Annotated in this window: 18 protein-coding genes; 13 read left to right on the top strand and 5 right to left on the bottom strand. The window is 60.4% G+C overall.

What is annotated here, in order from left to right:
- Window positions 1-47 precede the first annotated feature (47 nt).
- The 3 genes from HX830_RS12325 to HX830_RS12315 form a co-directional block, all read right to left on the bottom strand.
- Window positions 48-857: a Cof-type HAD-IIB family hydrolase gene (locus HX830_RS12325; protein ID WP_103498752.1), complete on the bottom strand. Its 810-nt coding sequence runs from the start codon at window positions 855-857 to the stop codon at window positions 48-50.
- Between the two features lie 63 nt (window positions 858-920).
- The gene (locus tag HX830_RS12320; protein ID WP_177100398.1) at window positions 921-1,709 is read right to left on the bottom strand and encodes an MlaA family lipoprotein; all 789 of its coding nucleotides are present in this window, start codon (window positions 1,707-1,709) and stop codon (window positions 921-923) included.
- Window positions 1,702-3,000, bottom strand: coding sequence for a serine/threonine protein kinase (locus HX830_RS12315; RefSeq protein WP_177100396.1), 1,299 nt, complete (start codon window positions 2,998-3,000; stop codon window positions 1,702-1,704). The genes HX830_RS12320 and HX830_RS12315 overlap by 8 nt, the downstream gene beginning before the upstream one ends.
- A 236-nt stretch (window positions 3,001-3,236) precedes the next feature.
- Here HX830_RS12315 and HX830_RS12310 point away from each other — a divergent pair, with 236 nt between their 5' ends.
- The gene (locus HX830_RS12310) at window positions 3,237-3,596 is read left to right on the top strand and encodes a hypothetical protein (RefSeq protein WP_177100394.1); all 360 of its coding nucleotides are present in this window, start codon (window positions 3,237-3,239) and stop codon (window positions 3,594-3,596) included.
- 134 nt (window positions 3,597-3,730) lie between these two features.
- On the opposite strand, the gene HX830_RS12305 is transcribed toward HX830_RS12310, so the two are convergent.
- Window positions 3,731-5,323 carry a glycoside hydrolase family 17 protein gene (locus HX830_RS12305; RefSeq protein WP_177100427.1) on the bottom strand — a complete coding sequence of 531 codons (1,593 nt, stop codon included), beginning with the start codon at window positions 5,321-5,323 and terminating at the stop codon, window positions 3,731-3,733.
- Window positions 5,324-5,611: 288 nt separating this feature from the next.
- On the opposite strand from HX830_RS12305, the gene HX830_RS12300 reads away from it, so the two are divergent.
- From HX830_RS12300 to HX830_RS12290, 3 genes are all read left to right on the top strand, one after another.
- A complete protein-coding gene (locus HX830_RS12300) occupies window positions 5,612-6,460 on the top strand; it encodes a glycine betaine ABC transporter substrate-binding protein (protein ID WP_177100392.1) in 849 nt (282 codons plus the stop codon).
- Window positions 6,461-6,685: 225 nt separating this feature from the next.
- Entirely contained in the window at window positions 6,686-6,997 is a 312-nt protein-coding gene (locus HX830_RS12295; protein WP_103498758.1) for a DUF485 domain-containing protein, read from the top strand.
- Window positions 6,994-8,652: a cation acetate symporter gene (locus HX830_RS12290; RefSeq protein WP_177100390.1), complete on the top strand. Its 1,659-nt coding sequence runs from the start codon at window positions 6,994-6,996 to the stop codon at window positions 8,650-8,652. The genes HX830_RS12295 and HX830_RS12290 overlap by 4 nt, the downstream gene beginning before the upstream one ends.
- A 383-nt stretch (window positions 8,653-9,035) precedes the next feature.
- Here HX830_RS12290 and gltA read toward each other — a convergent pair whose 3' ends face one another.
- A complete protein-coding gene (gene gltA / locus HX830_RS12285; protein ID WP_103498760.1) occupies window positions 9,036-10,325 on the bottom strand; it encodes a citrate synthase in 1,290 nt (429 codons plus the stop codon).
- 363 nt (window positions 10,326-10,688) lie between these two features.
- On the opposite strand from gltA, the gene sdhC reads away from it, so the two are divergent.
- From sdhC to sucD, 9 genes are all read left to right on the top strand, one after another.
- A complete protein-coding gene (sdhC, locus tag HX830_RS12280) occupies window positions 10,689-11,063 on the top strand; it encodes a succinate dehydrogenase, cytochrome b556 subunit (protein ID WP_103498761.1) in 375 nt (124 codons plus the stop codon).
- A complete protein-coding gene (sdhD, locus tag HX830_RS12275; RefSeq protein WP_103498762.1) occupies window positions 11,057-11,425 on the top strand; it encodes a succinate dehydrogenase, hydrophobic membrane anchor protein in 369 nt (122 codons plus the stop codon). Before sdhC ends, sdhD begins: the two co-directional genes overlap by 7 nt.
- A gap of 3 nt (window positions 11,426-11,428) precedes the next feature.
- Complete coding sequence (gene sdhA, locus HX830_RS12270) at window positions 11,429-13,201, top strand: succinate dehydrogenase flavoprotein subunit (protein ID WP_100940872.1); 1,773 nt, start codon at window positions 11,429-11,431, stop codon at window positions 13,199-13,201.
- A gap of 12 nt (window positions 13,202-13,213) precedes the next feature.
- Window positions 13,214-13,918: a succinate dehydrogenase iron-sulfur subunit gene (locus HX830_RS12265; RefSeq protein ID WP_100940979.1), complete on the top strand. Its 705-nt coding sequence runs from the start codon at window positions 13,214-13,216 to the stop codon at window positions 13,916-13,918.
- A gap of 293 nt (window positions 13,919-14,211) precedes the next feature.
- Window positions 14,212-17,043, top strand: a complete 2,832-nt coding sequence (locus HX830_RS12260) for a 2-oxoglutarate dehydrogenase E1 component (RefSeq protein WP_103498763.1) — start codon at window positions 14,212-14,214, stop codon at window positions 17,041-17,043.
- A 42-nt stretch (window positions 17,044-17,085) separates the two neighbouring features.
- Window positions 17,086-18,309 (top strand): 2-oxoglutarate dehydrogenase complex dihydrolipoyllysine-residue succinyltransferase, encoded by a 1,224-nt coding sequence (gene odhB / locus HX830_RS12255; RefSeq protein ID WP_177094459.1) that lies wholly within the window; start codon window positions 17,086-17,088, stop codon window positions 18,307-18,309.
- 110 nt (window positions 18,310-18,419) lie between these two features.
- Entirely contained in the window at window positions 18,420-19,859 is a 1,440-nt protein-coding gene (lpdA, locus tag HX830_RS12250; RefSeq protein WP_103498764.1) for a dihydrolipoyl dehydrogenase, read from the top strand.
- Window positions 19,860-20,056: 197 nt separating this feature from the next.
- Window positions 20,057-21,223 carry an ADP-forming succinate--CoA ligase subunit beta gene (gene sucC / locus HX830_RS12245; RefSeq protein ID WP_103498765.1) on the top strand — a complete coding sequence of 389 codons (1,167 nt, stop codon included), beginning with the start codon at window positions 20,057-20,059 and terminating at the stop codon, window positions 21,221-21,223.
- On the top strand, window positions 21,223-22,104 hold the full coding sequence (gene sucD, locus HX830_RS12240) for a succinate--CoA ligase subunit alpha (protein ID WP_019692317.1): 882 nt from the start codon (window positions 21,223-21,225) through the stop codon (window positions 22,102-22,104). The genes sucC and sucD overlap by 1 nt, the downstream gene beginning before the upstream one ends.
- The last annotated feature ends 110 nt before the right edge of the window (window positions 22,105-22,214 follow it).

Here is a 22,214-nt window from a genome sequence, read left to right as displayed (position 1 = left end):
TTCGCTGGCAAGCCATGCTCCTACAGGGACCGTGTTCAGTCTGTTGATTAAGCTGTTAGCAGGTTCGCCGCCAGATAACGCGCCACCGACTCCTCGCTGCAACTGCCCAGGGTTTCATGCCCGGGCAGGGCCTGGAACACCTTGGCGTGAGCCGTGCCCATGACCAGCCCCTTGCCGATGCTCGAAAGCATCTCGACATCGTTCATCCCGTCGCCAAATGCGATGCACTGGCTCAGCGGCACTTGCAGGAAGTCCGCGAGTTTCTTCAGGGCACTGCCCTTGGACACGCTGCTGGCCATCATTTCCAGGCAGAAGGGCGAGGAAAAGGTGCTGTGCACCTGATCGCCCACCAGGCGCTTGAGCTGTTCATCCAGGATCGCCAGGGCCTCATGGTCCTTGTCCTTGTGGATAAAGAAGACTTTCTCTACCGCCTCGATGGGGAACTCATCGTCAGTCACTACCGTGGGAGGAAAGCCTTCGTTCTGCATGAATCTCTTCAGCAACTGGCTATCGGCATTGGTGAACCATTGGGACTGGCCATACAGGTTGGTCACCAGGTTCGGGTCGTGCCGGGTGGCATCCAGCAGCGCTCGCACCGCCTGCGGCGACAGATGCTCGCTGGCGTCCAGGGTCTTGCAGGCACTGCTGACCCGTGCGCCGTTGGCGGTGATCAGGTGAACCTTCAGGTTGTAGGGCCGCAGGATCGCCTCGACATCGGGCTGGCTGCGCCCGGTGGCGATAACCACATGCTTGCCGGCCTCCAACAGGCGCTTGAGCACTCCATGGGAATAGTCGCCGATGCGGTCATCCGGTAGCAGCAGGGTGCCGTCCAGGTCGGTGGCGATCAGGTGGTACATATTTATGTCCTTGTCAGGCCTGTGAGTCTTTAATATCCCGAACAGGCCCTGCAAGGTCCGGGTTTATTCAGCAATCTGCAGCTTGCGCGCCTCGGTGTAGACGTAGCGGACTTTCTCGTATTCGAACGGCGAGTTCAACTGGCCATAACGGAAGCTGGTGGTGTAGCGCTTGTCGATGGCCTCCAGCAGATAGATCTCCGGGTGGTCGGAACTGACCTGGGAAACGTTGAGGAAGTTGATCTGTGATTCGGCGGCGAAGTCGAACACCAGCCCCGTGGTATCGCGCAGGTTCGACGGCCCGAAGAACGGCAGCACCAGGTACGCCCCGCCCGGTACACCATAGAAGCCCAGGGTCTGGCCGAAGTCTTCGGTCTGGCGTGGCAGGCCCATCCTGGTCGCCGGGTCCCACAGGCCGGCGACGCCGATGGTGGTGTTGAGCAGCAGGCGCCCGGTGGTTTCCAGCGCGCGCTTGCCCTTGAACTGGAACAGGCTGTTGAGCAGGTTGGAAACGTCCCCCAGGTTACTGAAGAAGTGGCTCACCCCCTCGCGCAGGAAGGTCGGCGTGACGTAGCGGTAGCCATCGACCGCCGGCAGGAACACCCACTCGTCGAAGCGGTAGTTGAAGTGATAGACGTGGCGGTTCCAGGACTCCAACGGGTCGTAGACGCTCAGGGCGTTGAGGGTCGAACGTTCGAACTCACGCTGGTCCAGGCCCGGGTTGAACTTGAGCTTTTTCAGCGGTTCGGAGAAACCGTCCGGATCCGGCACCACGGTGTCATGGGCCTTGCTGTTGTCGGCCAGGGCAGGGGTTGCGCAGAGCAGGGCTGCGATCAACAAAAGAGATTTAGCCACGGAAGAACTCCAGCATGGCGTCGGCGTTGACGCGGTAATTGAGGTTGCCGCAGTGGCCGCCATGGGGGTAGACCGTCAGACGATTGCCAAAGGTGCTGCGCAGGAAACCCAGGTCGCCAGGGCCGAGGATGACGTCGTCGGCGTTGTGCATCACGGCGATTTTCGGGCTGTCGTGCAGGTAGTCCTTGAGGGCGTAGAGGCTGACCTGGTCGATCAGTTGCAGCAGGCTGCCGCCGTCGCTGCGGGCGCGCCACATCGGGATCACCTGTTCGGTCAGGTAGCAGTCGAAATCACACTGCAGGGCGCGCTTGAACATCGGCGTCAGGCTGGTGCCTTCGCTGATCGGGTACTTGGGCGGGGTGATCAGGCCGCGGCGGTTGATCAGGTCCGAGGTAAAGGCGATGTCCGCCGCCGAAAAGCGGAAGGTGGTACCGATCAACATGGCCATCTGTTCATTGGTCAGGTGCTGCTTGGAATGCTGGAAGTCGTAGACCAGGGCGTCGTTGAGGTCGATGTAGCCCTTCTGCTGGAAGTAGCGGGTCAGCTTGCCCAGCACCAGTTCATAGAAGGTGGTGGTGTTGTTGATGCCCTTGACCTCGGTCTGCACCAGTTTGTCGAGGTTGGTGACCGAGGTGTAGAGGTTGACCGGCGGGTTGAGCAGCAGGACTTTCTTGAAGTTGAAGCTGCGCCGGGTTTCATCCAGCTTGCTGACGAAGGCGGCATCCAGGGCGCCGAGGCTGTAGCCGGTGAGGTAGTACTCGGTCACCGGCAGTTTCGGTTGTTGGGCGCGTACCGCCTGCATGACCCGGTACATGTCCTCGGCGTCTTCCTGGCTGATGCCGGGGGTGGCGAAGCGCGAGGCGGCACTCATGAAGTCGAAGCTGGTGGGCGATGACAGCTGCACGACGTGGTAGCCGGCCTGGTAATAGAGCTTTTTCAGGTACTCGTTGATGCTGCTGTCATAACGTGCGCCGGTGCCGGAGATCAGGAAGATCAGCGGTGCCGGGTGATCCTGCTGGGCCAGGCGGTAGGTGAGTTTCTTCACCGCCCAGAAATTGTCCGGAAGGATGAAGTCGCGCTCGGGGCGCAACTTGAGGCTGTAGTCGGCCTGGTGGATGCTGTCGTCGTCGGGCAGTTTCGGCCGCAGCGCCGGTGGCGTGGTGGCGATGGTCGCTTCAAACGGGTTGGTCAGCGGGTAGCCATAACTGGCGGCGTCGACATCGACTGCCAGGGCGGACGCACTCAAGATGAGACCGCCGATAAAGGCAGCGAGGCGCAGAGAACGGAGCATGACTACATCCCTTTGAAGGAAAGCACTGAATGAGGTTCGCAGGCTATGACCATCGGGGTACTGCCGAAGTGCCATGTCCCGACGCTAAAAAAGCATTTTAGATGGGGTTGCGACGGGTATTTGCCTGGCCACGATACACTTTGCCGCAGTTTGCCGAGCAGTTATGTGTGGCGAGCGCTTGCATAGGCGCTTCTGGCGATTATGCTGGGCGCCGTTTTCGCTTATCGGAGTTGTCCATGTCTCGCCGTTTGCCGCTGGTTCTGCTGCTTATTGTCCTGCCGTTATGGCTGGCTGCCAGTTATGGCGTGCGTTATGGATTGATGGAGGACGGGCAGTGGGTCGGGCTGTGCCTGGACGAGGCGTCGCGCTGGCAGTGCCAGGCGCGCTCCAACCTGGGCTGGTTGATCCACTTCAAGGCGCTGGGCTGGACGGCGTTGGTCGCGGCGCTATTGGCTTTTGTCGCGCCGGGGCGTTTGGGGCGGGCCTTGGCGGTATTGGCGCTGCTGGCCGGGTTTCCGGCGCTGGCGTTGTACAACACCAGTCTGGCAGTGTTTGCGCTGGTGATGGCGGGGTTGCGGTTGGTGCGGGCGGCTTGAGATAACGGTGGAGCTTGCGGACGCTTTTGTGGGAGCGGTGCTTGCCCGCGAAGAGGACCTTGATACCGCTAAAAGCTTCGCGGGCAAGCACCGCTCCCACAGGTTATGCGTAATATTGCGCTCCTGCGGTGTTGTTATTGACGAACCCGCACACTGCGCCACAGCGCAGCCACCATCAGCACGCTGACCAGCGCCCAGCCCCAGGCCTGCTGGTTGGCCAGGCCTTCACGGTACAGCTGCGGGGCAATACCGGCGCCGATTATCAAAGCCAGCAGCCCCATCTCCCGACGCGGGCCGCGCACCGGACGTACCAGGAACACCAGCGCCGGCAACAGCAAGGCCGCGCTCGGGAAGCTGCGGTAGCGTGGATCGAATACCAACTCCAGCATCATCACCGCCGCTGCAAAGCCCGCGCCTGCCAGCAGCCAGCCGGCGCGTTGCTCCAGGGATTTGAACAGGCCGGCGCGCCAGCCGGCCTGGCTACCCAGGGTCAGTGCCGCATGGGCCAGCACCAGCAGGTTCAACAGCTCCAGCAGGCCGGCCCAGACCCACTCGCTGGTAAACCGGCTGGTGACCCACGCCAATTCGCCCCAGGCACCTATGGAACAACCTGCCAGCGCCCCCAGCAGCGGCAACAACAGCGCCGCCCGGGTATTGCGCACTCGCCCGGCCAGCAGCAAGGTACCGAGGAATATCACCCCACCGAAGCCCAACCACAGCGGCCATTGCGGCAGGTTCGAAACCGGCCCGGCCAACACGCCCTTGTCCTGGCGGTCGGCATCGAACAGCCCCCAGTAACCGCCGACCGCACCTTCGCTGCCGCGTTTCCACGGTTGGTCGAAGGCCTCGATCAGGTTGTAGTGCCAACCGTTCTGCTCGGCCAGGGTGACAAAACCGCGAATGAACTTCGCTTCGTTGACCCGGCTCGGCAGGGCGGTTTCACGCTGGCGGCCTTCGCTCGGCCAGCCGGTTTCACCGATCAGGATGTCCTTGGGGGCGAACCGCTTGCCGAATACCTCGCGGACCTGGGCGACATGTTCGATCGCGCGGTCGATCCCGGCAGGGTCATCTTCCCAGTACGGCAGCAGGTGAATGGTCAGGAAGTCCACGGCCGGGGCGACCTGCGGATGCTTGAGCCAGAATTCCCAGACGTCGGCATAGGTCACCGGCTGCTTCACGTTGGCCTTGACCTTGTGGATCAGCTTGACCAGTTGGTCGCCGGTGACTTCCTTGCGCAGCAGGGTTTCGTTGCCGACGATCACCGCGCTGACCACATCGGCGTTGGCGTTGGCCGAGGCGATCAGGGCATCGACTTCCTTCTCGGTGTCCACCGGGTTGCTGTTGACCCAGGCGCCGATCATCATTTTCAGGCCATGTTTGCGCGCCAGGTCCGGCAAGGCTTCGAGGCCGGTCATGGAATAGGTGCGAATGCACTCGAAGCGGGTGGCCAGCAGCGCCAGGTCGGCATCCATGCGCTCGACACGAGGCTTGAACGGCTGGTCGAACGGCGATTGGTCCTTGGCGAACGGCGTATAGGAGGCGCATTGCAGCTTGTGGGTCGGGGTCGCCGCATCGGGCAGGATCACCGGCTGGCCGAGGCCATACCAGAAGCCGCAAAGTGCAAGAAGTCCGAGCAGGCTGGCGAACAACAACGGGAGGAGCGGGAAACGGGCAGTGGCGGACATGGTCGGGCCGTATGGGAACAAAGCCGCGCATATTACCCGGATTTCCACCGGCCTTGGGCCTGTGCAGTATTTTGTCATGCAAAGTTCGAGCGCAATAAATGAAGGGATTTCCCAAGCCCCCGATTGCTGGCGTTCTGATGTCGTTTCTCGTTGTCTTGAGGTCGCTGTCAGAGCAGGTCGATGGGCGAGGCGGGTTGATGATCAGGGCGTCAGAACTCCGCTGATGATCGGACGGGTTCAAGGGTGAGGCGTGATGGGGGCGCCATGCACTATAACAATACGTTGACGTCGCCCGGCAGTCGTCGGGTGCAGCATTTCGGGGAAGTAACGATGAAGATGCGACGACTCTTAGGCGCAGGTGCCGCTCTGGTACTGGCGATCAGTTCCAACCTGGCCGGTGCGGCGGCCAAGGAAGTATCCATCGGTTATGTCGATGGTTGGTCTGACAGCGTGGCCACTACCAACGTGGCGGCCGAGATCATCAGGCAGAAACTGGGTTATGACGTCAAGCTGCAAGCCGTCGCGACCGGGATCATGTGGGAAGGGGTTGCTACCGGCAAGCTCGATGCCATGCTCTCGGCCTGGTTGCCCGTGACCCACGGTGAGTACTGGGCCAAGAACAAGGACAAGGTGGTCGACTACGGCCCCAACTTCAAGGACGCCAAGATCGGCCTGATCGTGCCGGAGTACGTCACGGCCAAGTCCATCGCCGACCTGAAGACTGACACCACCTACAAGAACAAGATCGTCGGCATCGACGCCGGTTCAGGCGTGATGCTCAAGACCGACCAGGCCATCAAGGACTACGGTCTGGACTACAAGCTGCAAGCCAGCTCGGGGGCGGGGATGATCGCCGAACTGACCCGTGCCGAGAAGAAGAACGAATCCATTGTCGTCACCGGCTGGGTGCCGCACTGGATGTTCGCCAAGTGGAAACTGCGCTTCCTGGACGATCCGAAGGGCGTCTATGGCGCCGCGGAAACCGTGAACAGCATCGGCAGCTTGAAGCTGGAAGCCAAGGCGCCGGAAGTGGCGGCGTTCCTGAAGAAGTTCCAGTGGGCCTCCAAGGATGAGATCGGCGAAGTCATGCTGGCGATCCAGGACGGCGCCAAGCCGGAAGCCGCGGCCAAGGACTGGGTCGCCAAGCACCCGGACCGCGTAGCCGAGTGGACCAAGTAACCCACCTGCCCGCGTAGTACCCCGAAAAGGCCGCATGATATTCCGTCATGCGGCCTTTTTGCGTCTGGGTGTCTGTCATCACCGCCTACACTGAGTCAGAGCGTCTTCGCCTGAAAACTGGCGAAACCGTAATGTCGTTCTAATACTAAGGTCGTCTGGTTTCGCTTCTCCAGCCGCCTAAAGTGAAAAAGGTTTCATCTCATCTGTGCTGCGAGGATAAAAACAATGAACGACAGCATTTACCTCTCGATTCAAAACAGCCCCCGCTTCAAGGAGCTGGTCAGGAAACGGGAACGCTTCGCCTGGACACTGTCGGCGATCATGCTCGGACTTTACTCGGGTTTCATTCTGTTGATCGCCTATGGGCCACAGATCCTGGGCGCTAAACTCAGTCCCGGCTCTTCCATCACCTGGGGCATCCCGTTGGGTGTCGGACTGATCGTTTCGGCGTTCGTCCTGACGGCCATCTATGTGCGTCGCGCCAATGGCGAGTTCGACGACCTGAACAACGCGATTCTCAAGGAGGCCCAACAATGATCCGGCGTCTATTGGCAGTATTGGCCGGCTCGGCTTTCGCGCCCCTGGTCCTGGCGGCTGACGCCCTGACCGGCGAAGTGCACAAGCAACCTCTCAATGTGGCGGCCATCGCGATGTTCGTGGTGTTCGTCGGCGCCACCCTGTGCATCACCTACTGGGCCTCCAAGCGCAACAAGTCGGCTGCCGACTACTACGCGGCGGGCGGCAAGATCACCGGTTTGCAGAACGGTCTGGCGATTGCCGGCGACTATATGTCGGCGGCGTCCTTCCTGGGGATTTCCGCACTGGTCTATGCCTCGGGTTATGACGGCCTGATCTACTCCATCGGCTTCCTGGTGGGCTGGCCGATCATCCTGTTCCTGATCGCCGAGCGCCTGCGCAACCTGGGCAAGTACACCTTTGCCGATGTGGCGTCCTACCGCCTCGGGCAAACCCAGATCCGCTCGCTGTCGGCCTGCGGTTCGCTGGTGGTGGTGTCCTTCTACCTGATCGCCCAGATGGTCGGTGCCGGCAAGCTGATCCAGCTGCTGTTCGGCCTGGACTACTACGTGGCGGTGATCCTGGTGGGGATCCTGATGTGCCTCTATGTGTTGTTCGGCGGCATGCTGGCCACCACCTGGGTGCAGATCATCAAGGCGGTGCTGTTGCTGTCCGGTGCCTCGTTCATGGCGCTGATGGTGATGAAGCACGTCAACTTCGACTTCAACATGCTGTTTTCCGAAGCGGTCAAGGTTCACCCCAAGGGTGAAGCGATCATGAGCCCCGGCGGCCTGGTGAAGGATCCGGTCTCGGCCTTCTCGCTGGGCCTGGCGCTGATGTTCGGTACTGCCGGGCTGCCCCACATCCTGATGCGGTTCTTCACCGTGAGTGATGCGAAGGAAGCGCGCAAGAGCGTGTTGTACGCCACCGGGTTCATCGGCTACTTCTATATCCTGACCTTTATCATCGGTTTTGGCGCGATCCTGCTGGTCAGCACCAATCCGGCGTTCAAGGATGCGGCGGGCGCGCTGCTCGGTGGCAACAACATGGCGGCGGTGCACCTGGCCAACGCGGTGGGTGGCAACATCTTCCTCGGCTTTATCTCGGCCGTGGCCTTTGCCACCATCCTCGCGGTGGTGGCCGGTCTGACCCTGGCCGGCGCCTCGGCGGTGTCTCATGACCTGTATGCCAGCGTGATCAAGAAGGGCAAGGCCAACGAAAAGGATGAGATCCGCGTCTCGAAGATCACCACCATCGCCCTTGGCGTGCTGGCGATCGGCCTGGGCATCCTGTTCGAAAGCCAGAACATCGCGTTCATGGTCGGCCTGGCGTTCTCGATTGCCGCCAGCTGCAACTTCCCGGTGCTGCTGCTTTCCATGTACTGGAAGAAGCTGACCACCCGTGGCGCGATGATCGGCGGCTGGATGGGCCTGGTCAGTGCGGTAGGGCTGATGATCCTCGGCCCGACCATCTGGGTGCAGATCATGCATCACGAGAAGGCGATCTTCCCGTATGAGTACCCGGCGCTGTTCTCGATGGCCATTGCATTCGTCGGGATCTGGTTCTTCTCCATTACCGACAAGTCGGTGGCGGCGGAGAAGGAGCGGGCGCTGTTCTTCCCGCAGTTCGTGCGTTCGCAGACCGGTCTGGGGGCGAGTGGGGCGGTTTCTCACTAAGGGTTGTATAGGCTTCTCTATATAAGCTGTGTTGCAACGAAATGCCCCGGTCGAGAGACCGGGGCATTTTTGTTGGGCGGTCACTGTGCTGGTTTGCCGGTGGTGGGGCATTGAGCTTTGTGTTGTCTGACAGGGCCTCTTCGCGGGCAAGCTCCGCTCCCACAATTGTTCTGTGCCTGACCGGAGGTTTGCGGTGCACGCGCCATCTTATGGAGGAGGGGCTGACTCAATGCCTATGTCTGGCCCCTGTCCTGTGGGAGCGGAGCTTGCCCGCGAAGGCGTCCTGACAAGCGCCGCAGGACCCGGCAGGGCGCCACAAACAGAAACGGCCTCTATCAAGAGGCCGTTTCCGTTGTCGCTAAGACGCTATTGCAAGACAGGGGTTACTTGCGGTCTTCCAGCTTGGTGATGTCACGCGACTCGTAGCCGGTGTACAGCTGGCGCGGACGGCCAATCTTGTACGGGCTGGAGAGCATTTCCTTCCAGTGGGAGATCCAGCCCACGGTCCGCGCCAGGGCGAAGATCACGGTGAACATGCTGGTTGGAATGCCGATCGCCTTGAGGATGATCCCCGAGTAGAAGTCGACGTTCGGGTACAGCGAACGCTCGATGAAGTACGGATCGGTCAGGGCGATCTCTTCGAGACGCATGGCCAGTTCCAGCTGCGGATCGTTGTTGATGCCCAGCTCTTTCAGGACTTCGTCGCAGGTCTGCTTCATCACGGTGGCGCGTGGGTCGCGGTTCTTGTAGACCCGGTGACCGAAGCCCATCAGCTTGAACGGATCGTTCTTGTCCTTGGCCTTGGCGATGAACTTGTCGATGTTCGAGACATCGCCGATTTCATCGAGCATGGTCAGGACCGCTTCGTTCGCGCCGCCGTGGGCAGGGCCCCAGAGTGCGGCGATACCGGCGGCGATACAGGCGAACGGGTTGGCACCCGAAGAGCCCGCCAGGCGCACGGTGGAGGTCGAAGCATTCTGCTCGTGGTCGGCATGGAGGATGAAGATCCGGTCCATGGCCTTGGCGAGCACCGGGCTGATCGGTTTGATCTCGCACGGGGTGTTGAACATCATGTGCAGGAAGTTTTCCGCATACGACAGGTCGTTGCGCGGGTACATCATGGGTTGACCCATGGAGTACTTGTACACCATCGCGGCCAGGGTCGGCATCTTGGCGACCAGGCGAATGGCGGAAATCTCGCGGTGCTGGGCGTTATTGATGTCCAGCGAGTCGTGGTAGAAGGCCGACAGGGCGCCAACCACGCCGCACATCACGGCCATCGGGTGGGCGTCGCGACGGAAACCGTTGAAGAAGGTCTTCAACTGCTCGTGCACCATGGTGTGATTCTTCACGGTGCTGACGAACTGGGCCTTCTGCTCGACTGTCGGCAGTTCGCCGTTGAGCAGCAGGTAGCAGGTTTCCAGGTAGTCGGATTTCTCGGCGAGTTGCTCGATCGGGTAGCCGCGGTGCAGCAGGATGCCGTTATCGCCGTCGATATAGGTGATCTTCGACTCGCAGGAAGCGGTCGACATGAAGCCAGGGTCGAATGTGAACCGGCCCGTGGCCGTCAGGCCCCGCACGTCGATTACATCGGGACCAACGGTGCCGGTTAAAATGGGCAGCTCGACGGGGGCTGCGCCCTCGATGATCAACTGCGCTTTTTTGTCAGCCATGTGGCCTCCTATTTATGCTTGAAATCATCAGACAGGCCCCCCACGCAGGGCCCGCACCACTATAGTGAGATAAATTCGAATGTCAATTTGCCAAAAGTCTTGTCGTAGGCGGCTTTGGGCGGACCTTTTCCTCGAAATTGACGGCTATTTACGCCTTTTATCCGGCTAACGCAATGCGCTATTAGGGGTAGTCCTTTGCGTTGTCATTAGTAGCCTAACTGTCTATACTCGGCACCCGACCGCCAGGGGCTTTTGGGCCTGTTTTACTGGGGGTCGTCACTCCCTGGGTGGTGGGTACCTGACCAGTGCACTTGCCCAACAACTTTGCCCTGATCGTTAGGGCTCATCAGTGAAAAAAAAGCCGTGAAAAGCCAACGACCTGTAAACCTAGACCTAAGGACCATCAAACTCCCCATAACCGGCGTTACGTCGTTTCTTCACCGTGTATCCGGCATCATTCTCTTCCTGGGCCTTGGCTTCATGCTGTATGCATTGGGCAAATCCCTGGGTTCGGAGGAAGGTTTCGCCGAGGTGAAGGCGTGCTTGACCAGCCCGCTGGCCAAGTTCATTGGATGGGGGCTTCTGTCCGCCTTGCTGTATCACATGGTGGCTGGTGTGCGCCATCTGATCATGGATATGGGCATCGGTGAAACGCTGGAAGGCGGCAAACTGGGCTCTAAAATCGTCATCGCCATTTCCGTGGTGCTGATCGTTCTGGCGGGAGTTTGGATATGGTAACCAGCGTTACGAACCTATCGCGTTCGGGCCTCTACGACTGGATGGCGCAGCGCGTATCTGCTGTCGTTCTCGCGGCTTACTTCATCTTCCTGATCGGATACGTCGTTGCGAATCCGGGCCTGGGCTACGCCCAGTGGCACGGGCTGTTCGCCCACAACGGGATGCGCATCTTCAGTCTGTTGGCCCTGGTGGCCCTGGGCGCTCACGCCTGGGTCGGCATGTGGACCATTTCGACCGACTACCTGACGCCGATGGCGCTGGGCAAGTCCGCGACAGCAGTGCGTTTCCTTTTCCAGGCAGTATGCGGCGTTGCGATGTTCGCCTACTTCGTCTGGGGTGTGCAGATTCTCTGGGGTATCTGATTCATGGCTAACATTCCAACGATTTCTTTCGACGCCATCATCATTGGCGGCGGCGGTGCGGGCATGCGTGCCGCGCTGCAACTGGCCCAGGGTGGTCACAAGACGGCCGTGATCACCAAGGTGTTCCCGACCCGTTCGCACACCGTATCGGCCCAGGGTGGCATCACCTGCGCCATCGCGTCCGCCGACCCGAACGATGACTGGCGCTGGCACATGTACGATACCGTCAAGGGTTCCGACTATATCGGTGACCAGGACGCTATCGAATACATGTGTCAGGAAGGCCCGGCTGCCGTTTACGAGCTGGACCACATGGGCATGCCGTTCTCGCGTACCGAGCAGGGTCGTATCTACCAGCGTCCATTCGGCGGTCAGTCGAAGGATTACGGTAAAGGCGGTCAGGCCGCACGGACTTGCGCCGCTTCCGACCGTACCGGTCACGCGCTGCTGCACACCCTTTATCAGGGCAACCTGAAAGCCGGGACCGTGTTCCTGAACGAGTACTACGCTGTCGATCTGGTGAAGAACCAGGACGGCGCGTTTGTCGGTGTGATCGCGATCTGCATCGAAACCGGCGAAACCAGCTACATCCGCGCCAAGGCCACCGTCCTGGCCACCGGCGGTGCCGGTCGTATCTACTCGTCCACCACCAATGCCCTGATCAACACCGGTGACGGCGTCGGCATGGCCCTGCGTGCTGGCGTGCCGGTACAAGATATCGAAATGTGGCAGTTCCACCCGACCGGCATCGCCGGCGCCGGTGTACTGGTCACCGAAGGTTGCCGCGGTGAAGGCGGTTACCTGATCAACAAGCACGGCGAGCGTTTCATGGAGCGTTATGCTCCGAACGCGAAAGACCTGGCCGGTCGTGACGTGGTAGCACGTTCGATGGTCAAGGAAATCATCGCCGGCAACGGCTGTGGCCCGAATGGCGACCACGTGCTGCTCAAGCTCGACCACCTCGGCGAGGAAGTGCTGCACAGCCGCCTGCCAGGTATCTGCGAACTTTCCAAGACCTTCGCCCACGTCGACCCGGTCGTTGCCCCGGTTCCGGTCGTTCCAACCTGCCACTACATGATGGGCGGCGTTGCCACCAACATCCATGGCCAGGCGATCACCCAGGACGCCGAAGGCGTCGACACCATCATCCCGGGCCTGTTCGCGGTCGGTGAAGTGGCGTGCGTATCGGTTCACGGTGCCAACCGCCTGGGCGGCAACTCGCTGCTCGACCTGGTGGTCTTCGGCCGTGCGGCCGGCCTGCACCTGGAAAAAGCCCTGACCGACGGTATCGACTACGACGACGCCACCGACGCCAACATCACGGCGGCACTGGCACGTCTGTCCGCTCTGAACGAGCGTACCGACGGCGAAGACGTGGCGACTCTGCGTCGCGAGCTGCAAAGCTGCATGCAGAACTACTTCGGTGTATTCCGTACCGGCGAATACATGCAGAAGGGCATCGCCCAGTTGGCTGACCTGCGCACTCGTATTGCCAACGTCAAGATCAACGACAAGTCCCAGGCCTTCAACACCGCGCGTATCGAAGCCCTCGAGCTGCAAAACCTGCTGGAAGTGGCCGAAGCCACGGCGATTGCCGCTGAGCATCGCAAAGAGTCCCGCGGCGCCCACGCCCGTGAAGACTTTGAAGAGCGCGACGACGAAAACTGGCTGTGCCATACCCTGTTCTTCCCGGGTGAGAAGCGTGTGACCAAGCGTGCCGTTAACTTCTCGCCGAAGACCGTTCCGACTTTCGAACCAAAAGTCCGGACTTATTAAAGGGTGATCGATATGTTGCAAGTCGAAGTTTATCGTTACAACCCTGACACCGACGCCGCGCCGAAAACCCAGGTTTTCCAGGTCGACACCGGTGGCAAGGACTTGATGGTGCTGGACGTACTGGCCCTGATCAAGGAACAGGACGAAGGTTTCTCCTATCGTCGCTCGTGCCGTGAAGGCGTGTGCGGTTCCGACGGCATGAATATCAACGGCAAGAACGGCCTGGCGTGCATCACACCGCTGTCCGCCGTGGTCAAGGGCAACAAGCTGGTGGTGCGTCCGCTGCCTGGTTTGCCGGTGATCCGTGACTTGGTCGTCGATATGAGCATCTTCTACAAGCAATACGAGAAGGTGAAGCCATTCCTGCAGAACGACACGCCGGCTCCGGCCATCGAACGTCTGCAGACGCCGGAAGAGCGCGAGAAGCTGGACGGTCTGTACGAGTGCATCCTGTGCGCTTGCTGCTCGACTTCCTGCCCGTCCTTCTGGTGGAACCCCGACAAGTTCCTGGGCCCGGCCGCCCTGCTGCAAGCGTACCGCTTCCTGGCAGACAGCCGCGACACCAAGACCACCGAGCGTCTGGCTTCGCTGGATGACCCGTTCAGCGTATTCCGCTGCCGCGGGATCATGAACTGCGTCAACGTCTGTCCGAAAGGCCTGAATCCGACCAAGGCCATCGGTCACATCCGTAACATGTTGCTGCAAAGCGGCGTGTGATTCAGCGGCTGTAACCTGGCTGTTGTAAAACGGCAGTTGTAAATAGTGGCACCGCTGTAACCGTAGAAAGGCCAGGGCGCGGGCTTCAACCCGCGCCCCGGCTATAACCAGAGCAACGGCTCATAAAGCTGTGGCTCTTATTTTTGAAGAAATGAGACCAGCAGGGGCATCCGGGCTGGTACCCGGACTATCAGCGTGATCCCAAGTGGCTTGTTCTGGTCTCGGCATTCGGACTGTTGCAAGCGTGCGTGGTGTTTTCGCCGGTGGTGTCCCCTAACCGAGGGTGACCAAGCATGCAAGAAAGCGTGATGCAGCGCATGTGGAACAGCGGCTATCTTTCAGGTGGTAACGCTGCCTATGTGGAAGAGCTCTACGAGCTCTACCTGCACGACCCTAACGCTGTGCCAGAAGAGTGGCGCACCAAATTTCAGACGTTGCCCGCTGACGGCAACGCTGCCACCGATGTTTCGCACTCGACAATCCGCGACCATTTCGTCTTGCTGGCAAAGAACCAGCGCCGCGCCCAACCGGTTTCCGCCGGCAGCGTGAGCAGTGAGCACGAGAAGAAGCAGGTTGAAGTGCTGCGATTGATCCAGGCCTACAGGATGCGTGGCCACCAGGCAGCCCAGCTCGACCCGCTGGGACTGTGGCAGCGTCCTGCACCCGCAGACCTGTCGATCAATCATTACGGCTTGACCAATGCCGATCTTGATACGACCTTCCGTGCCGGCGACCTGTTCATCGGCAAAGAGGAAGCGAGCCTACGCGAAATTCACGAAGCGTTGCAGCAGACATATTGCCGCACCATCGGCGCTGAATTCACGCACATCGTCGATACCGAGCAACGCCACTGGTTCCAGCAGCGTCTGGAAAGCGTGCGCGGCCGTCCGATCTTCTCCGCGGAAATCAAGAGCCACCTGCTTGAGCGCGTCACCGCTGCCGAAGGCCTGGAAAAGTACCTGGGCACCAAGTACCCGGGCACCAAGCGTTTCGGTCTGGAAGGCGGCGAGAGCCTGATTCCGATGCTCGACGAGCTGATCCAGCGTTCCGGTTCCTACGGCACCAAGGAAATCGTTATCGGCATGGCCCACCGTGGCCGTCTGAACGTGCTGGTCAACACCTTCGGCAAGAACCCGCGCGAGCTGTTCGACGAGTTCGAAGGCAAGAAGAAGGTCGAGCTGGGTTCCGGTGACGTGAAATACCACCAGGGCTTCTCGTCCAACGTGATGACCACCGGCGGTGAAGTTCACCTGGCCATGGCGTTCAACCCGTCCCACCTGGAAATCGTTTCCCCGGTGGTCGAAGGTTCGGTTCGCGCCCGTCAGGACCGTCGCAACGATGCGGCCGGTGACAAGGTTCTGCCGATTTCCCTCCACGGTGACGCGGCGTTCGCCGGTCAAGGCGTGGTCATGGAAACCTTCCAGATGTCGCAGACCCGCGGTTTCAAGACCGGCGGCACCGTGCACATCGTGATCAACAACCAGGTCGGTTTCACCATCAGCAACCCGCTGGACTCGCGTTCCACCGAGTACGCCACCGACGTTGCGAAGATGATCCAGGCGCCGATCCTCCATGTGAATGGCGATGATCCGGAAGCCGTCCTGTTCGTGACCCAGCTGGCCATCGACTACCGCATGCAGTACAAGCGCGACGTGGTGATCGATCTGGTCTGCTACCGTCGTCGTGGTCACAACGAAGCGGATGAGCCTAGCGGCACCCAGCCGTTGATGTATCAGCAGATCACCAAGCAGCGCACCACCCGTGAGCTGTACGCCGAGCGCTTGGTTCAGGCCAAGGTGCTGGACGAAGAGCGTGTCCAGGCGAAGATCGACGAGTACCGCAACGCCCTGGACAACGGTCTGCACGTGGTAAAAAGCCTGGTCAAGGAACCGAACAAGGAGTTGTTCGTCGACTGGCGCCCGTACCTGGGTCACGCGTGGACCGCACGTCACGACACCCGCTTCGATCTGAAGACCTTGCAGGAACTGTCCGCCAAGCTGCTGGAAATTCCGGAAGGCTTCGTGGTCCAGCGCCAGGTCGCGAAGATCTACGAAGACCGTCAGAAGATGCAAGCCGGCGGCCTGCCGATCAACTGGGGTTACGCCGAAACCATGGCGTACGCGACCCTGGCGTTCGAAGGTCACCCGATCCGCATGACCGGCCAGGACATCGGCCGCGGTACGTTCTCGCACCGTCATGCCGTGCTGCACAACCAGAAAGACGCGGGCACCTACATTCCGCTGCAGAACTTGTACGAAGGTCAGCCACGCTTCGACCTGTACGACTCGTTCCTGTCGGAAGAAGCCGTGCTGGCGTTCGAATACGGTTACTCGACCACCACGCCTGAGGCGCTGGTGATCTGGGAAGCCCAGTTCGGCGACTTCGCCAACGGTGCCCAGGTGGTTGTCGACCAGTTCATCACCAGTGGCGAGCACAAGTGGGGCCGTCTGTGCGGTCTGACCATGCTGCTGCCGCACGGTTATGAAGGCCAGGGTCCGGAGCACTCCTCGGCCCGTCTGGAACGCTACCTGCAGCTGTGCGCCGAGCACAACGTCCAGGTCTGCGTGCCGACTACCCCGGCACAGATCTACCACCTGCTGCGTCGTCAGGTCATCCGTCCGCTGCGCAAGCCGCTGATCGTGCTGACGCCGAAGTCGCTGCTGCGTCACAAGCTGGCAATCTCCACGCTGGAAGATCTGGCCGAAGGTTCGTTCCAGACCGTTATCCCGGAAATCGACGCTCTCGACCCGAAAAAGGTCAGCCGTCTGATTCTGTGCAGCGGCAAGGTCTACTACGACCTGCTGGAAAAACGCCGTGCCGAAGGCCGTGACGACATCGCTGTGGTGCGTATCGAGCAACTGTATCCGTTCCCGGAAGACGACCTGATCGAAATCCTGGCGCCGTACAAACACCTCAAGCACATCGTCTGGTGTCAGGAAGAGCCGATGAACCAGGGCGCCTGGTACAGCAGTCAGCATCACATGCGTCGCATCGTTGGCGGACACAACAAGTCGCTGGTACTTGAGTACGCCGGCCGTGACGCCTCTGCCGCACCGGCTTGTGGTTATGCATCGATGCACGCTGAGCAGCAGGAAAAACTGCTGCAAGATGCCTTTACTGTTTAACGCCTTCGCGCACCTGAAACCGAATTTAAGGAACCACAGATAATGGCTATCGAGATCAAAGCCCCCACTTTCCCGGAATCGGTTGCCGATGGCACCGTTGCCACCTGGCACAAAAAACCGGGCGATGCTGTCAAGCGTGACGACCTGATCGTCGACATCGAAACCGACAAAGTGGTCTTGGAAGTACTCGCAACCGCCGACGGCGTGCTGGGCGCTATCGTCAAGAACGAAGGCGATACCGTTCTGTCCGACGAAGTCCTGGGCTCCATCGTTGAAGGCGGCGCTGCCGCTGCCGCTCCTGCCGCCGCCGCTGCTCCTGCGGCTGCCCAGGCCGCTGCTCCGGCCGCCGCTGGCGAAGACGATCCGGTGGCCGCACCGGCCGCGCGCAAGCTGGCTGAAGAAAACGGCATCAACATCGCTTCCGTTGCCGGCACTGGCAAAGGCGGTCGTGTGACCAAGGAAGACGTGGTGGCTGCTGTTGCCGCCAAGAAAGCCGCGCCTGCTGCTGCTCCAGCCAAGGCTGCCGCTCCAGCTGCCGCCGCCCCGGTGTTCGCTGCCGGCGATCGCGTCGAGAAGCGTGTGCCGATGACCCGCGTTCGTGCCACCGTGGCCAAGCGCCTGGTTGAAGCACAGTCGAACATGGCGATGCTGACCACCTTCAACGAAGTGAACATGAAGCCGATCATGGACCTGCGTTCGAAGTACAAGGACCTGTTCGAGAAGACCCACAACGGCGTGCGCCTGGGCTTCATGTCGTTCTTCGTGAAAGCGGCCACCGAAGCGCTGAAACGCTTCCCGGCGGTCAACGCTTCCATCGACGGCGCCGATATCGTCTACCACGGCTACTCTGACGTGGGTGTCGCGGTGTCCAGCGATCGTGGCCTGGTGGTCCCGGTCCTGCGCAACGCCGAGCTGATGAGCCTGGCCGAGATCGAAAACGGCATCGCCACCTACGGCAAGAAAGCCCGTGACGGCAAGCTGTCCATCGACGAGATGACCGGTGGTACGTTCACCATCACCAACGGTGGTACATTCGGTTCCCTGCTGTCGACGCCGATCGTCAACCCGCCACAAGCCGCCATCCTGGGCATGCACAACATCAACGAGCGCCCGATGGCGGTCAAAGGTGAAGTGGTGATCCTGCCGATGATGTACCTGGCGCTGTCCTACGATCACCGCCTGATCGACGGTAAGGAAGCGGTGTCTTTCCTGGTGACTATCAAGAACCTGCTGGAAGACCCGGCTCGTCTGCTGCTGGATATCTGATTGCGCCCAGGGGGGCAGGGCGCTGGCGCCTTGCCCGCTTGAACGATCAGCTTCGTCCCACGACGGTCCCCACGCGGGGCCGTCCGGTTTGATTCGATAAGGAATGACACATGACTCAGAAATTCGACGTGGTAGTGATTGGCGCGGGCCCTGGCGGCTATGTAGCCGCCATCAAGGCAGCGCAACTTGGTCTCAAGACTGCCTGCATCGAGAAGTACCAGGATAAAGAGGGCAAGCTGGCCCTCGGCGGTACTTGCCTGAACGTTGGCTGCATTCCATCCAAGGCGCTGCTGGACAGCTCCTGGAAGTACCATGAAGCCAAGGATGGGTTCGCCATCCACGGTATCTCCACCGGCGCCGTGAAAATGGACGTCGCCGCGATGGTTGGCCGCAAGGCCGGTATCGTGAAGAACCTGACCGGCGGCGTGGCCATGCTGTTCAAGGCCAATGGCGTGACTTCGATCGAAGGCCACGGCAAGCTGCTGGCCGGCAAGAAAGTCGAAGTGACCAAGCCTGATGGCACGGTTGAAGTGATCGAAGCCGAGAACGTGATCCTGGCTCCAGGTTCGCGTCCGATCGACATTCCACCTGCCCCGGTTGACCAGAACGTGATCGTCGATTCGACCGGCGCCCTGGAATTCCAATCCGTACCGAAGCGCCTCGGCGTGATCGGCGCGGGCGTGATCGGTCTGGAGCTGGGTTCCGTCTGGTCCCGTCTGGGTTCTGAAGTGACCGTGCTGGAAGCCCTGGATACTTTCCTGATGGCTGCCGACACCGCCGTCTCCAAGGAAGCGCTGAAAACCCTGACCAAACAGGGTCTGGACATCAAGCTGGGCGCTCGCGTGACCGGTTCCAAGGTCAACAAGGGCAAGGAAGTGGTGGTGACCTACACCAACTCCGAAGGCGAACAGACCATTACTTTCGACAAACTGATCGTGGCCGTTGGCCGTCGCCCAGTGACCACCGACCTGCTGTCGGCTGATTGCGGCGTGACCCTCGACGAGCGCGGTTTCGTCCACGTTGACGATCACTGCGCCACCACCGTGCCGGGCGTCTACGCCATCGGTGACGTGGTTCGCGGCATGATGCTGGCACACAAGGCCTCGGAAGAGGGCATCATGGTTGTCGAGCGCATCAAGGGCCACAAAGCCCAGATGAACTACGACCTGATCCCGTCGGTTATCTACACCCACCCGGAAATTGCATGGGTCGGTAAAACCGAACAGGCTTTGAAAGCCGAAGGCGTTGAAGTTAACATCGGCACCTTCCCGTTCGCCGCCAGTGGCCGTGCCATGGCAGCCAACGATACCGGCGGTTTCGTCAAGGTCATCGCTGATGCCAAGACCGACCGCATCCTGGGCGTCCACGTGATTGGCCCAAGCGCTGCCGAGCTGGTACAGCAAGGCGCGATCGGTATGGAATTCGGCACCAGCGCCGAAGACATCGGCATGATGGTTTTCTCCCATCCGACCCTGTCCGAAGCGTTGCACGAAGCGGCGTTGGCAGTGAATGGCGGCGCCATCCACATTGCCAACAAGAAAAAACGCTGAGTAGATAATAAGAAACCACGGCGGTCTGCCCGTCGTGAGCCTTGTGCGCAAGACTCACCGCGGAACGTCCGCTGGACGCAGTCTTGCGTCGTCGGGCCGGGCAACCGGAAAACGACGCAAGCAGCAGTCACAGGTGGTGCGGCACTGCAATCAGTGCAGCACCGAATGCGCAGTACCTAACGAAGACGGTAAAAAGCATGAATCTTCACGAGTATCAGGGTAAGCAGCTGTTCGCTGAGTACGGCCTGCCAGTATCCCAGGGTTTTGCGGTAGATACCCCGGAAGCAGCAGCAGAAGCTTGCGACAAGATCGGTGGGACCGAGTGGGTTGTCAAAGCCCAGGTCCACGCTGGTGGTCGCGGTAAAGCGGGCGGCGTTAAGCTGGTTCGCAGCAAAGAAGACGCTAAAGCCTTCGCACAGCAGTGGCTGGGCAAGCGTCTGGTGACCTATCAGACTGATGCCAATGGCCAGCCTGTCACCAAGATCCTGGTTGAATCGTGCACTGATATCGCTAAAGAGCTGTACCTGGGCGCTGTCGTTGACCGTTCGAGCCGTCGCATCGTGTTCATGGCTTCCACCGAAGGTGGCGTGGACATCGAGAAAATCGCTCACGACACCCCTGAGAAAATCCTCAAGGCCACTATCGATCCACTGGTTGGCGCTCAGCCATTCCAGGGTCGCGAGCTGGCATTCCAGCTGGGTCTGGAAGGCAAGCAAGTGACTCAGTTCGCCAAGATCTTCGTTGGTCTGGCCAAACTGTTCAAGGATCACGACCTGGCCCTGCTGGAAGTGAACCCGCTGGTGATCAAGGCCGACGGCGATCTGCATTGCCTCGATGCCAAGATCAACATCGACGCCAACGCCATGTACCGTCAGCCCAAGCTGAAAACCTTCCACGATCCGTCCCAGGACGATCCGCGCGAAGCGCACGCTGCCAAGTTCGAACTGAACTACGTAGCCCTGGAAGGCAACATCGGTTGCATGGTCAACGGTGCCGGCCTGGCCATGGGTACCATGGACATCGTCAACCTGCATGGCGGCAAACCAGCCAACTTCCTCGACGTGGGCGGTGGTGCAACCAAGGAACGCGTAACTGAAGCGTTCAAGATCATTCTGTCCGACACCAACGTCGCGGCCGTACTGGTCAACATCTTCGGCGGCATCGTTCGCTGCGACATGATTGCCGAAGGCATCATCGGCGCTGTGAAAGAAGTCGGCGTGAAAATCCCGGTTGTTGTTCGCCTTGAAGGCAACAACGCTGAGCTGGGCGCTAAAGTACTGGCAGAAAGCGGTTTGAACATCATCGCTGCTACCAGCCTGACCGACGCTGCTCAACAAGTTGTCAAAGCTGCGGAGGGCAAATAATGAGCGTCCTGATCAATAAAGACACCAAGGTTATCTGCCAGGGTATCACCGGTTCGCAGGGTAGCTTCCACACCCAGCAAGCCATCGAATACGGCACCAAGATGGTTGGTGGCGTAACGCCGGGCAAAGGCGGCACCGAGCACCTGGGCCTGCCCGTGTTCAACACCGTGAAAGACGCTGTAGCTGCCACTGGCGCCACCGCCAGCGTGATCTACGTTCCAGCTCCTTTCTGCAAGGACTCGATCCTGGAAGCAGCGTTCGGCGGCATCAAGCTGATCGTCTGCATCACCGAAGGCATTCCGACCCTGGACATGCTGGACGCCAAGGTCAAGTGCGACGAGCTGGGCGTGATCCTGATCGGCCCTAACTGCCCAGGCGTGATCACTCCAGGCGAATGCAAGATCGGCATCATGCCAGGTCACATTCACTTGCCAGGCAAGGTCGGTATCGTTTCCCGTTCCGGCACCCTGACCTACGAAGCTGTGAAGCAGACCACTGACGCCGGTTTCGGTCAGTCGACTTGCGTCGGCATCGGCGGTGACCCGATCCCGGGCTCGAACTTCATCGACATCCTGAAGCTGTTCCAGGAAGACCCGAAGACCGAAGCGATCGTCATGATCGGTGAGATCGGCGGTTCGGCTGAAGAAGAAGCGGCGGCCTACATCAAGGCCCACGTGACCAAGCCGGTTGTTTCCTACATTGCTGGTGTGACTGCCCCTGCGGGCAAGCGCATGGGCCATGCGGGCGCAATCATCTCCGGCGGCAAGGGCACTGCGGACGAGAAGTTCGCGGCCCTGCAAGACGCCGGTGTGAAAACCGTGCGTTCGCTGGCAGACATCGGCAAGGCCCTGGCCGAGCTGACCGGTTGGGCGGTCAAGTAAGCCTCGCGCTTAGCTGACGCAATACCGGCAAAGGCCACCTTCGGGTGGCCTTTGTGCTTTCTGGGTGTCAGATAAGTTTGTGCCGTCTGTGCCGGCCTCTTCGCGGGCAA

Origin of the sequence: Pseudomonas gingeri, assembly GCF_013385425.1 — a bacterium.
Taxonomy (GTDB): Bacteria; Pseudomonadota; Gammaproteobacteria; order Pseudomonadales; family Pseudomonadaceae; genus Aquipseudomonas; species Aquipseudomonas gingeri_D.
Note: the sequence above shows the minus strand (reverse complement) of the source record. Positions and strands in the feature narration are given on the sequence as shown.

What these genes read in the sequence shown, in the direction of transcription:
- HX830_RS12265 (WP_100940979.1), top strand. Translation starts at nt 13,214, where the DNA reads ATGTTGCAAGTCGAAGTTTATCGTTACAACCCTGACACCGACGCCGCG.
- sucD (WP_019692317.1), top strand. Translation starts at nt 21,223, where the DNA reads ATGAGCGTCCTGATCAATAAAGACACCAAGGTTATCTGCCAGGGTATC.
- HX830_RS12260 (WP_103498763.1), top strand. Translation starts at nt 14,212, where the DNA reads ATGCAAGAAAGCGTGATGCAGCGCATGTGGAACAGCGGCTATCTTTCA.
- sdhA (WP_100940872.1), top strand. Translation starts at nt 11,429, where the DNA reads ATGGCTAACATTCCAACGATTTCTTTCGACGCCATCATCATTGGCGGC.
- lpdA (WP_103498764.1), top strand. Translation starts at nt 18,420, where the DNA reads ATGACTCAGAAATTCGACGTGGTAGTGATTGGCGCGGGCCCTGGCGGC.
- HX830_RS12315 (WP_177100396.1), bottom strand. Translation starts at nt 3,000, where the DNA reads ATGCTCCGTTCTCTGCGCCTCGCTGCCTTTATCGGCGGTCTCATCTTG.
- gltA (WP_103498760.1), bottom strand. Translation starts at nt 10,325, where the DNA reads ATGGCTGACAAAAAAGCGCAGTTGATCATCGAGGGCGCAGCCCCCGTC.
- sucC (WP_103498765.1), top strand. Translation starts at nt 20,057, where the DNA reads ATGAATCTTCACGAGTATCAGGGTAAGCAGCTGTTCGCTGAGTACGGC.
- HX830_RS12310 (WP_177100394.1), top strand. Translation starts at nt 3,237, where the DNA reads ATGTCTCGCCGTTTGCCGCTGGTTCTGCTGCTTATTGTCCTGCCGTTA.
- HX830_RS12325 (WP_103498752.1), bottom strand. Translation starts at nt 857, where the DNA reads ATGTACCACCTGATCGCCACCGACCTGGACGGCACCCTGCTGCTACCG.
- sdhD (WP_103498762.1), top strand. Translation starts at nt 11,057, where the DNA reads ATGGTAACCAGCGTTACGAACCTATCGCGTTCGGGCCTCTACGACTGG.
- HX830_RS12300 (WP_177100392.1), top strand. Translation starts at nt 5,612, where the DNA reads ATGAAGATGCGACGACTCTTAGGCGCAGGTGCCGCTCTGGTACTGGCG.
- odhB (WP_177094459.1), top strand. Translation starts at nt 17,086, where the DNA reads ATGGCTATCGAGATCAAAGCCCCCACTTTCCCGGAATCGGTTGCCGAT.
- HX830_RS12295 (WP_103498758.1), top strand. Translation starts at nt 6,686, where the DNA reads ATGAACGACAGCATTTACCTCTCGATTCAAAACAGCCCCCGCTTCAAG.
- HX830_RS12290 (WP_177100390.1), top strand. Translation starts at nt 6,994, where the DNA reads ATGATCCGGCGTCTATTGGCAGTATTGGCCGGCTCGGCTTTCGCGCCC.